This is a genomic window from Deltaproteobacteria bacterium (assembly GCA_011375175.1).
GTDB lineage: Bacteria > Desulfobacterota > GWC2-55-46 > GWC2-55-46 > DRME01 > DRME01.
This window is the reverse complement of record DRME01000098.1, coordinates 1-11,053: the sequence shown is the minus strand read 5'-3', so window position 1 is coordinate 11,053 and position 11,053 is coordinate 1. Positions and strand designations below refer to the sequence as shown.

Sequence of the window (11,053 nt, the reverse complement as noted above, 5' to 3'; positions counted from 1 at the left end):
GCCCCTCGCCCTTTTTCGATCGGGGACGGCCTGAGAGGAAAACCCTCTCGCCCCCTCTACCTTTCTTCGATCAGGGACGGCCCGAAAGGAAAGAGCCCCCCTACTTGTCGACCTCGCCGAAGACGGGGTCGAGGCTTGAGAGTATGGCTATGACGTCGGCCAGATACTCGCCGCGCGACATATGGTCGAGCGTCTGGAGGTTGACGAACGAAGGGACCCGGATCTTGAGCCTGAAGGGCCGCTCCGAGCCGTCGCTTATTATATAGAAGCCGAGCTCTCCCTTGGGGGCCTCGACGGCCGAGTAGACCTCGCCCTTGGGGACCTTGAAGCCCTGGGAGACGTACTTGAAGTGGTGGATGAGGTTCTCCATGTTGGAGTAGACCCTGTCCTTCGGCGGCGGGACCACCTCGGGCATGTCCACCGCGAAGGGGCCGTCGGGGAGGTCCCGCAGGCACTGCTCTATTATGCGCACGGCCTGGCGCATCTCTTCGATGCGGACCATGTAACGGTCGAAGCAGTCGCCGTTCTCGCCGGTGGGGATGTCGAAGTCGAGACGGTCGTAGACGAGGTAGGGCTCGTCCTTTCTTATGTCCCACTTCACTCCGCTTGCGCGAAGCGCCGGACCGCTCAGGCCGTAGCTCACGGCGTCGTCGGCCGATATGACGCCCACGCCCTTGTTGCGCTGCAGCCATATGCGGTTTCCCGTGAGCAGCCTCTCGTACTCGTCGATGCGTTCGGGAAGCATCTCGCAGAGGTCGCCGCAGCGCTCGACAAAGGCCTTCGTGGCGTCGTAGCGCACCCCGCCGACGCGCATGTAGCTGTAGGTCATGCGCGCGCCGCATATCATCTCGAAGAGGTCGAGCACGGCCTCGCGCTCTCTCACGGCGTAGAGGAGCACGCTCATAGCGCCGAGGTCCATGGCCCAGGCGCCGACGGCTATGAGGTGGCCCGACAGGCGCGAGAGCTCGGCGACGATGGTCCTGATGTACTTGGCCCTCTCCGGTATCTCGATGCCCATGAGCTTTTCCACGGCCTGCACGTAGGCGAGGTTGTTGCTCATGCCCGCCATGTAGTCGAGCCTGTCGGTGTAGGGGACGAACTGGTGGTAAAGGAGGTTCTCGGCTATCTTCTCGGTGCCGCGGTGGAGGTATCCGATGTCGGGCTCGGCCCGCAGGACCTTCTCGCCCTGGAGGTCGACGACCAGGTGGAGCACGCCGTGGGAGGAGGGGTGCTGGGGCCCGAGGTGGAGCGTTATCCGCTCGGTCTTTATCGCCTCTTCAAGTTCAGCCATGGGCGCTTCCTATCCCTTCTCCACGCCGAAGGGGTTGTAGCGGTCCTTGTAGCCCCGCAGCGGATAATCCTTGCGCAGGGGGTATCCCTCCCAGTCGTGGGGCAGGTATATGCGTTTCAAGTCGGGGTGGCCGTCGAAGCGGATGCCGAACATGTCGTAGGTCTCGCGCTCGGCCCAGTCGGCGCCCTTCCACAGGCACGTGACCGACGGCACGGACTCGCCCTCGTCCACGCGGACCTTGAGCCTCAGCCTAAGCTTCCGCGGTATGGAGTAGAGGTGGTAGACCACGTCGAAACGGGGCTTGCGCGGCCTGTGGTCCACGCCGAGCACGTCGGAGAGGAAGTTCATGCGAAGCTCAACGTCGCTTCTCAGGAAGCGGCACAGCTCGATGAGCCCCTCCTTGCCGACCACGTGGGTCACCTCGCCGCGCTCCTCCATGCTCTCGACGATGTACGAGCCGAAGCGCTCCCTGGGCCTGTCGAAAAGCAGCCTTTTCCTGTCCGCGGGACTCATGAACCGAACTCTCCTGACATGACGCTCTCCCCGCGGCCCGCGCAGGCGGCTTCGGGGCCTTGGGCTCCCGGCCCGCCGCCCCCGAAGCCGGCGGACCGGGGACGCCGGGGGGCCTCCTCGGGCGGGAAGGCGGCCATCCTCAACCCCCCAGTCCCCTCTCCTCGACGATGAAGGGGTTTTCCCTCTTGATCTTCTCCTGGAGCTGCATGAAGCCGTAGAGCAGCGCGTCGGGACGGGGCGGACAGCCCGGCACGAAAACGTCGACCGGCACCACGAGCTCCGTTCCCTGCACGACGGCGTAGGTGTTGTAGGGCCCTCCGGCCGACGCGCACCCTCCCATGGCGATGACCCAGCGGGGCTCGGCCATCTGGTCGTAGAGGCGCCTTACCGTGGGGGCCATCTTCTTGGTCATCGTTCCGGCCACGACCATAACGTCCGACTGGCGCGGCGACGGGCGGAAGACTATGCCGAAGCGGTCCGTGTCGTAGCGTGAGCAGCCGGCGCAGATCATCTCGATTGCGCAGCAGGCGAGGCCGAAGGTCATGGGCCAGAGCGAAGAGGTGCGGCCCCAGTTCACGACCGCCTCGGTGACGGCGTTGCGCTTCACGGCCTTTACTATGGGGTTTTTCCTCACGGCCTCGAAGACACTCTCGACGGTGGTGAGCAGCACCGCCCCCTCGGCCGGATTCCTTTCCTCAAACTTCATCGCCTACCCGGTCCCTTCCCGCCGCGGCGCACCGGCGCCCGGGCAGGGGCGAGAGGGCGCCGGACGCCGGAAGCGTCATACCCACTCGAGGGCCCCCTTGACCCATGCGTACACGAGCCCGACGGCGAGGATGAAGATGAATATGAACATCTCGACGAAGACGAAGACGGCCAGGGACGCGTCGTTCAGGATGACGGCCCATGGAAAGAGGAAGAGCGTTTCCACGTCGAAGATGATAAAGAGTATGGCTATGATGAAGAAGTGGATCCTGAAGTGCCCCTTGTCGGCCTCTCCGATGGGCTCCATGCCGCACTCCCAGGGGGTGAGCTTCGCTCCGTAAGGATTGCGCGGTGCGAGCACGGCGTTGGCCGCGAGCGCTCCCATGGCCATCATGCCCGCAAGGGCCACTATGAAGAGTACCGGCAAGTACGAAAGGAGCATGGCGATTTCTTCCCGCGAGTGTTGAATTTCGAGAAAAAAAATCCCTTCGAGCTGTGGTGGGACTCTCTCAGGGTAGGATGCAAAATAAACCAACTGCTCCCTTTTGTCAAGCTGAAAAATGAATAAAACTTAAGGAAGCTCTGATTTATCGCACTGAGGGAACCTTTTTGTAAAAAGGTTCCCTCAGACTCCCTCCAAAAACTTTTAACGCCCTGCGGATCATGCCGATTTTGCAAGCAAAATCGGCATGATCCGCAGGGAATCAAAAGTCTTTGAAGGGGGTCCGGGGGAAACGTGGGCCTATGGCCCTTCTACAGAAAGTTTCCCCCAGGGCAATGAAAAGATTTCGCCGGCGGCCGGTCCTCTTCGGAGAGGTCGCCCGCAGCGCCGGCTCAAGCCCTCTTCACAAGGGCCTCGAGCGGGGCCTGGCCCGCGGGCGGCAGCCCGAGGCCGACCATGAGGGCGAGGGCGCGGTCGAAGGGGTTCTCGATCCGCCTTATCTCGAGAAGCCTTCGGGGGGCGAGCGAGAAGACGAAAGGGGCAGCGAGCTGGGGAAGCGGCAGGTCGGTCCCGAAGACGACGCGTCCGCGCAGCAGCGGGTGGCGGCGCAGGAGAAAGACCATGGCCATGCGCGTGGGCAGCGTAAGGGCCGCCGTGTCGATGAAGAAGTTGTCGTAGCGGCGCGCAAGGCGGCGCAGGACGGGAAGGTTGTGCTCAAAGGGGCCGAGCCCCGTGCCGCCCCCGTGCGCGGCGATGACGGCCACGCCCTCGGCGAGCGCCGTCTCAAGGCGCGCCGGGTCGCCGAGCGACTGGTCCGCGGCGCCGAGGACGAACTCCATGCCGCTGTGGACGAGAAGCGGCAGCCCGAGCTCGGCCATGCGACGGTAGAAGGGCCTGTAGCGCCTCCGGGCCGGGTCGAAGCCCTGCGTGTTGGGCAGGACCTTGACGATCACGGCCCCGGCGGCGGCGCAGCGCTCGAGCTCGTCGGCGGCGTCGGCGCGGGCGGGGTTTATGGACGCGCCGAAGCACAGGCCCTCGAGTCCCGCGATGTTTGCGAGGACCCGCTCGTTGGGGATCGTCAGAAGAGAGCGGACCTCCACGGGCCTGCCCCCGGAGTCGTAGCGGCCGTCGAGACCGAAGACCACGGCGCGGCGCACGAAGATCGACCGCCTCACAAGATGGGATAGTCTTGCGTGATAGGCCGCCTCGAGGTCGGCTGCGCGGGCCGGCACGCCGAGCCGCCGCAAGAGCCGCTTGAGGAAAAGACCCCGCACACCGGCAAGCGACGACGCGCCGCCGAAGACGAGCGAGTGGACGTGGTAGTCGGTGACGGTCTTCTCGCGGGGAACCTTCAGCTCCCCTTCCATGTCAGAGCGCTTGCGCAACGGCGAAAGGACACTCTTGCCGATAGCACCTTTTGAAAAAGCTGCCCCCGGGGTGACGGGGCGCGGCCTCACTCGTAGAGGTCGCGCCTCCTGTCGGCGAAGAGGTCGTTTACGGGCGTTATCTTCTTGTGGCGCGCAAGGGCCGGGTCCACCTCGACGATGCGGGTCTCGGGGCGCGTGGACGATGCGCGCACGAGCACCGAGCCGTCGGGGGCCACGACCTGGCTCTTGCCGATGAAGCGGAGCTCTCCGGCGCCGCTCCTCTCCTCGCTTCCGACCCTGTTGGCCGTGACGGCGAAGACGCGGTTTTCGATGCAGCGCGTCACCATGGCGGCGGGACAGTAGGGAAGGACGAGGTTGGAGGGGTGGCAGAGGATCTCGGCGCCCCTGAGGGCCAGCGTGCGGGCGGCCTCGGGGAATATCCAGTCGAAGCAGATCATGAGTCCCACCTTTGCGGCGCCGATGTCGTGGACCTCGAAGGGCGTGTCGCCTGGCGAGAAGACGGCGGTCTCGTCCCGGAAGAGGTGGGCCTTTCTGTAGAGGGCCTTGAGGCCGTCGGGGCCGACGAGCACCGCCGAGTTGTAGACCCTGCGTCCGGCCCGCTCGGCGAGTCCCGCCACGATGTGCAGCCCCTTTTCGGCGGCCACGGCGCAAAGCGCGTCGGTCACCGGTCCCGGCACCCTGTGGGCAAGGCCCCGGGCCTCGCGGCCGGAGGCGAAGGCGTAGCCCGTGGAGAAGAGCTCGGGGAGGACTACGAGGTCGGCCTCGACCCTGCGTATCCTGCGCAGGGCGTCCTCCACGTTGCGGTCCACATCGCCGAAGCGCGGCGACGTCTGAACGAAGCCCGCCCTCACGGCGCCGGAGCCGCTACCTGTTGTGGCACTGCTGGCACCCCTGGTTGCTCGCAATGCTGTTGCCCGACTGCTCGCCCGCCGCGGGCACGGCCGAGAGGTAGTCCCAGCGCAGGTTGTCGTAGTATGGGCCGCCGTGGGCGAAGTGGCAGGAGAGACAGAAGACCTTGTCCTCGCCGTCGGCGTCGGCGAAGTAGTACTCGACGGAGAGGTCCGTGTTGTCGGCGTTGGCGGCCGGCAGCTTCCTGCCGGCCGGCATGGAGGCGTAGTGGGCGAAGTCTATGGTGTTCACACCGGCCCCCGATACGTCGGCGCTGTCCAGTATCTTGTCGACGGGGTGGCGTCGCCAGTCCTCGCCGACCACGTTTCCGGGCTCCTTGTCCTCGTGCCAGAAGGAGTGGCACTGGGCGCAGAAGCCCGACATGCCCTCCACGCCCACGCCGTCGTATACGTTGTTGTTGGCCGGGTCCGAGGGGTCGCCCCTGTAGACGGGCCATATCTCCACACCGTTGACCACCTCGGGGACGTAGTTGGCGCCGGGCTCGCCGTACTTGCCCGTTATGCCGCCCACGTAGCTGCGCGTCTCGGAGAGGATGCCGTAGTAGGGGGGGAAGAAGACGGCGTAGAGCTTGAGGTTCCTGAAGGTGTTCACGCCGGTGCCGTTTATCCAGCCGAAGTTGTCGAACTGCTTGTAGCCCGTCCACGACGTTATGGGCGCGCCGTGGGGGTCGTGGCAGATGGTGCAGCTGAAGTCGTTGGTGAAGGGCGAACCCACGATGAAGCCCGGCGGGTCGGCGTTCACCAGCCCCACGCTGTGGCCGTAGCCCATGGCGTTCTGCGAGCCCGCGGTGGTGAGGTCGAAGTTGGAGTCGAGTTCCTTGAAGAAGTCTCCGCCCGCGCCTATCTTGCTGAAGTCCTTGGACTCGTCCCAGTTGAGGAGATTGCCGCCGTAGACCTTGGGGGCCTTCTGGCCGTGGGGGGCGAAGGCCACGTCGGCCTGCGAGCCGCCCACGCCGTGGCACTGGAGGCAGAGCTTGTGGATGGTGCCACGGTTGGTCACGGCCCCGCGGAGCAGGGTGAAGCTGCCCTCGCTGTTGCCGCCGAGACCGCCGTTGCCCTGGCTGTTGTGCATGGTGTGGCAGTTTCCGCAGGTGAGACCGCCGGCGCCCTTGTGGACGGCTCCGGCGGAGGCGGCAATGACGAGTGTGGCGGCAATGGCCGCGGCGGCGCCGAGGAGAGCCCGGCCGACCGATACTTGCTCCATCACTTGGACCTCCCGCAAAAAGCGACCCCTCCACTGCCTTCTGGCCTCCTCCTGACTTTGCCTGCAAAATGAGGGTGTCCAGAAGGCATCGGAAGTCTTTGAAGGGGGTCTGGGGGAGACGTGGGCCTGTGCCCCTCCTACAGAAAGTTTCCCCCGGGATCATCAATCAAAATTTCCCTATCTTTTAAGACGAACCGGCGCTCCAGTCAAGACTTTTGTGGGCACGCCCCGCCTCCGGCCGCCGGCGCGGCGGCTTTTTGTCAAGCAAAACCCGATCTTATGAAAACGGTTTGACTTGCAATGCACAGAGGGCTATGCTAAACTTCAAGGAAGTCCACGATTATCCGCAGAAGGCCTTCTGCGAAAATTTTTCCCATGGGGACTGTCCGGAATTCCCCTGCAAAGACTCCCTGGAGATCACGGCGGCGCAGATCGGTCCCGTCCCTTCATTAAAAACAAAGGGGTCCTCCAAACCATGATAATCCAGTGCGACAGGTGTAATACCAAGTTTCGCCTCGACGACTCGAAGGTCACCGGCAAGGGCGTGAAGGTGAGGTGCACCAAGTGCCAGAACGTCTTCGTCGTCACGCCGCCGGAGCCGACCCAGCCCGCGCCGCCTCCTGTTCCTGCGCCGCAGGAGCAGGAGACGGCGCGTGAGGAGCAGCCGCCTCGGCCGGAAGAGCCCCCGAAGCCGTCCGAGCCCGAGGCGCCGAAGGCGGAAGAAGGCGCAAAGGGAGAGGCCGCTCCACCATCGCCCGAGGGCGGCTCCGACCTCGACCTCGGCGGGCTGGACTTCGACTTCGGCGAAGACAGGACCGGCGATGAGGCGGAGAAGACGGCCTTCGGACTGGAGCCTGCGGTGGACTCGACGCCCGCCGCCGCGCAGCAGGGGGCCGGGGAGATCGGCGAGATGGGGCTCGACTTCGGCGGGGAGCCGGAGGAGAAGGCGGCCGAAGAGCAGGACATGGGACTCTCCCTCGGGGAGGACGAAGCCGGTGAGGAGTCCGCTTCCGCCGAAAGGGAAGAGGAGTTCTCGCTGGACTTCGACCTCGGCGGTGCGCAGGAGGGTGAAGAGGGCGACAAGACGCTCTTCGGACTCGAATCCCCGGCCGAGGCGGCTTCTTCGACGGGGGAGCAGGATGCGGCTCTCGGCGAGATGGACCTCGACTTCGGCGAAGAGCCGGAAGAGAAGGCGGCCGAAGAGCAGGGCATAGGACTCTCCCTCGATGAGGACGAGGCCGGCGAGGAGACCGCCCCCGCCGAAGGGGAAGAGGAGCGGGCGGACGAGTTCGATTTCAGCTTCGACAGGGAGGAGGCGGCCGAGACGGAGGTGACGAGCTTCGCCGCGGCTAAGGGGGAAGAGGAGCAGGAGGAGAGCACGCTCTTCAGCGAGGACTTCCCCCTCGGCGATGAGGCGGCGGCGACCGCTCCGGCGCAGGAGGCTCCGCCGGAGGGAACCGAAGAGGCGCAGCAGCCCGAGACGGCCGCGGAGCCGAAGGCGAAGAGTGGCCTCATGGGTCTTGCGGCGGCAGCCGTGGTTGCGGCCGCGGCGGCGGCCATCTACTTTTCCGGCGCGCTCGACGGCGTCATGAAGGGCCTTGCCGGCCGGCCGCAGCAGCAGGCGCAGGCGGCCGTCGTGGAGATAGAGGACATAAAGGGCTACATGGCCGACAACATCCACTTCGGCAGACTCTTCGTGGTGGAGAGCGTCATCAAGAACGTCTCCTTCGACCCCCAGAAGATCCGCGGCGTCAAGGCCAGCCTCTACAACCGTAACGGCGAGCGCATAGCGGCGCGCATGGTTTCGCCGGGCAGGATCATGTCGGGAGAGGAGCTCAAGACCCTCACCAGGGACGAGATCGAACGACACTTCGGCGACAAGTCGGCCGGCACCATACCGCCCAAGGGCGTCATCCCGGCCATGGTCGTCTTCACCGAGCCGCCCGCGGACATGGCCGCATTCGACATCGAGGTCCTGCGCTGAAGCCCGGGGCCCTTGGCCTTGCGCCGCCGGAAGAACGCTGGAAGCGGCCCCGGGTGGTGACGGGAGCCGTCACGAATGCAGGCCGTCGATGACTCTGAAGAGACCGGCGGCTCCTCCTCGCTCGTGGATCTCACCCCGCCGGCAGGCCCCGCTTCGCGGATAGCCAACCGACTCACTCCACCGAAGGGCCGGGAGGCCGGTCGCAACACAACGCCATGGAGCAGGACCGTCGCCGTGCGGCGCAGCTTTTGAGGGAGCTCGAGAGCCTTTCGGAAAGGGATATGCAGTGGGGTCTGGTCGGAAGGCGTCTCGGCGCGCTCGAACCCGAGAGGATCGCCGCCGTTATCGACATAATATACAGGTCGGGCCGTCACAGCCGGGGCGGCCGGCTCTTCCAGATGCTCATGGTCGACCATGAGGGGCTTCGCAACGCCCTGGGCGAGCGGCTCTGTCGGCGCGTCTACCTCGCCTCCCTCGAGATGGGACTGGGCCGCGTGAGCCGTCTCTTCACGGACCTTCCTCCCCGCCGTTCGGGGTTCGCGGGCTACGACAAGGAGGAAGAGGCCGGGATGGAGCTTCTGAGCCTCGGCCTGCGGCGCTCCATGGCGAAGAGCCCGGTCAAGGACACGCTCGACCGCCTCCTCTCAGACCCCGACCCGGTGGTCATAAGGCACCTGCTCGACAACCCCCGCATAACGGAACGCGAGGTCCTCAAGATAGCGTCGAAGAGACCGAATTCGCCGGAGATACTGCGGCTGGTGGCGGGCCACAGGAAGTGGTCGAAGCGGAGGGCGGTGAAAAAGTCGGTGGCGCTCAACCCCTATGCGCCGCCCAGACTCGTCATAGGGCTGCTCGAGATGCTGCTGCTCCAGGACTTGAAGGAGATCGCCACCACGAGGACGCTCCACCGGCAGATAAGACTCTGCGCCCAAGAGCTCATCGCAGAACGCGAAGGCGCTCCCCCCGCCGGGGAGACTTTTTGAATAGACTCCTTTTACCCCGTATGGGAGGCGGTCTTTTCGTGAAGCTCTCCCCTGGAGGTCGGGGCGCGCCAGGCGGGATCGTTTACGCCTTTGCGCCCCGACCTCCAGGGGAGAACAACGAAGTCAGTCGTATAACGACACCCCGCAGGAAGTCTTTCTTAATTCCCCCGGAATAAAGCCTTGCCTCTCCGCCCCTTCAAAGACTTTCGATCATTATTTCTATTTTCCCTGGTGGCTGAGAGCTCATTTTCTTTTTTCTTGAATTTCCGCCCCCGCGATATATAATGTATGCAACTGGGCGATCCGTGGGCCGTGCCCCTGTACGGTGAGCCGAGGATCCGACCTCGCACGGGGAGGTCGAGGTCTCATTTCCTCGCCCATAGCAGCCGTCCCTTCCGCAAATTCTTAAGTCCCTTTATCCGTCCACGGAAAAACGTAACCGACGTCCAGAAACCGTTGCGGCTTTCCGCTACTGGGAAGCAAAGGAGGTGTGTAACGCGGGATGGTTATGCGGGTTTGGAAGCGGCCCCAGGGGGTGCCGGGAGGCGCCAGGCGGGGTTTGTTACGCCTTTGCCTCCCAGCACCCCCTGGGGCCGTCACGAATGCAGGCCGTCGATGGCAAGGACACTTCTTTCTTCCATCACTTAATCAAAAAGCAAGGAAAGAGAGGCGACTCTTTATCGTTGGCAACAAATTCCTTCACTGCTTAAATTTGTAAATTGGAAAGGATTGCCCCCTCTCCCCGCCGGACCGGCCGCTCGGCGCGGGAGAACGTTGAGGGAAAGTGCGGGAGCGTCGCGCGCAGGCAAAAGGCTACCCGTCGCAGGAGAAGGACAGCTTTTTCCATCCTCTCACATCGAACGGGCAGGAGACGGCCGAGGGACGGGAGCGCCGACCGTTTGAGGAGAGAAAAGACCCCCAGCGGTGACGAAGGGGGTCTATTGTTTTTTCTTTGCCTACTTTCTTTTTTTCTAAAAAAGAAAGTAGGTCAGGCCACGGTGTGTTTTTCGGGCTTCTCGCCGCCCACCTTCTTGGCGGCGTCGGCGTCGGCCTGGAGCTTGTCCTTTTCCTTGGCCTCGTCGGGCGTTATGTCTATCTCGGCCTCTTCGGTGGCCTTCTTGAAATTCTTGATGGCCTTGCCCATGCCCGAGCCGATCTCGGGGAGCCTGCCGACACCGAAGATGATGAGCACTATGACCAGTATAAGGATGAGCTCCGTCGTTCCCAAGCCAAACATCTCTCTCCCCTCCGTTCCCCTCCGAATCGTTTGATCAAGCCGTCCGGGCCCCGGGATCGTCGGGAAAATCCCTCGGTGTCGGCCGCTGCGGGGAAAAACCTTGCAGTATGCCGACGCTGGGCCTTACAATAACAAGGACGGAACGCGTCGATGAGATACAGTTTTTCCTACGAGGATATTATCGACCGAAGACCATTTCATGTCAACAAAAATATTTTTTCCATATGCGGGCGGACCGCCGGGCGATGACGGGATCCTCAGGTTTTTCGCCGTCTCGCTGATGATCCATCTGCTCGCCCTGTGGGTCGGCTACGCGCTCGCGCCGGCGGTGTCGTGGCTCGGCGGGCGCGGAGCGGAGCGTGACGGAGGGCCGCTGGTTGTGGACGTGGTCGAGGTGC

At 64.2% G+C, this 11,053-nt stretch carries 10 protein-coding genes; 2 read left to right on the top strand and 8 right to left on the bottom strand.

Annotated elements, in window-relative coordinates; all coding sequences use genetic code 11:
* Positions 1 to 100 precede the first annotated feature (100 nt).
* The 7 genes from nuoD to ENJ37_08525 form a co-directional block, all read right to left on the bottom strand.
* Positions 101 to 1,291, bottom strand: a complete 1,191-nt coding sequence (nuoD, locus tag ENJ37_08555) for an NADH dehydrogenase (quinone) subunit D (GenBank protein HHL40543.1) — start codon at positions 1,289 to 1,291, stop codon at positions 101 to 103.
* Positions 1,292 to 1,300: 9 nt separating this feature from the next.
* The gene (locus ENJ37_08550) at positions 1,301 to 1,729 is read right to left on the bottom strand and encodes an NADH-quinone oxidoreductase subunit C (GenBank protein ID HHL40542.1); all 429 of its coding nucleotides are present in this window, start codon (positions 1,727 to 1,729) and stop codon (positions 1,301 to 1,303) included.
* Positions 1,730 to 1,943: 214 nt separating this feature from the next.
* A complete protein-coding gene (locus ENJ37_08545) occupies positions 1,944 to 2,510 on the bottom strand; it encodes an NADH-quinone oxidoreductase subunit B (protein HHL40541.1) in 567 nt (188 codons plus the stop codon).
* Positions 2,511 to 2,585: 75 nt separating this feature from the next.
* The gene (locus tag ENJ37_08540; protein HHL40540.1) at positions 2,586 to 2,951 is read right to left on the bottom strand and encodes an NADH-quinone oxidoreductase subunit A; all 366 of its coding nucleotides are present in this window, start codon (positions 2,949 to 2,951) and stop codon (positions 2,586 to 2,588) included.
* Positions 2,952 to 3,343: 392 nt separating this feature from the next.
* Positions 3,344 to 4,336, bottom strand: coding sequence for a metal-dependent hydrolase (locus ENJ37_08535; protein HHL40539.1), 993 nt, complete (start codon positions 4,334 to 4,336; stop codon positions 3,344 to 3,346).
* A 68-nt stretch (positions 4,337 to 4,404) separates the two neighbouring features.
* Positions 4,405 to 5,190: an acyltransferase gene (locus ENJ37_08530; GenBank protein ID HHL40538.1), complete on the bottom strand. Its 786-nt coding sequence runs from the start codon at positions 5,188 to 5,190 to the stop codon at positions 4,405 to 4,407.
* Between the two features lie 13 nt (positions 5,191 to 5,203).
* Entirely contained in the window at positions 5,204 to 6,451 is a 1,248-nt protein-coding gene (locus ENJ37_08525) for a hypothetical protein (GenBank protein HHL40537.1), read from the bottom strand.
* A 475-nt stretch (positions 6,452 to 6,926) separates the two neighbouring features.
* Here ENJ37_08525 and ENJ37_08520 point away from each other — a divergent pair, with 475 nt between their 5' ends.
* A complete protein-coding gene (locus ENJ37_08520; GenBank protein HHL40536.1) occupies positions 6,927 to 8,435 on the top strand; it encodes a DUF3426 domain-containing protein in 1,509 nt (502 codons plus the stop codon).
* A gap of 281 nt (positions 8,436 to 8,716) precedes the next feature.
* Positions 8,717 to 9,418, top strand: coding sequence for a hypothetical protein (locus tag ENJ37_08515; GenBank protein ID HHL40535.1), 702 nt, complete (start codon positions 8,717 to 8,719; stop codon positions 9,416 to 9,418).
* A gap of 988 nt (positions 9,419 to 10,406) precedes the next feature.
* Here ENJ37_08515 and tatA read toward each other — a convergent pair.
* Complete coding sequence (gene tatA, locus ENJ37_08510; GenBank protein HHL40534.1) at positions 10,407 to 10,655, bottom strand: twin-arginine translocase TatA/TatE family subunit; 249 nt, start codon at positions 10,653 to 10,655, stop codon at positions 10,407 to 10,409.
* Positions 10,656 to 11,053 lie beyond the last annotated feature (398 nt).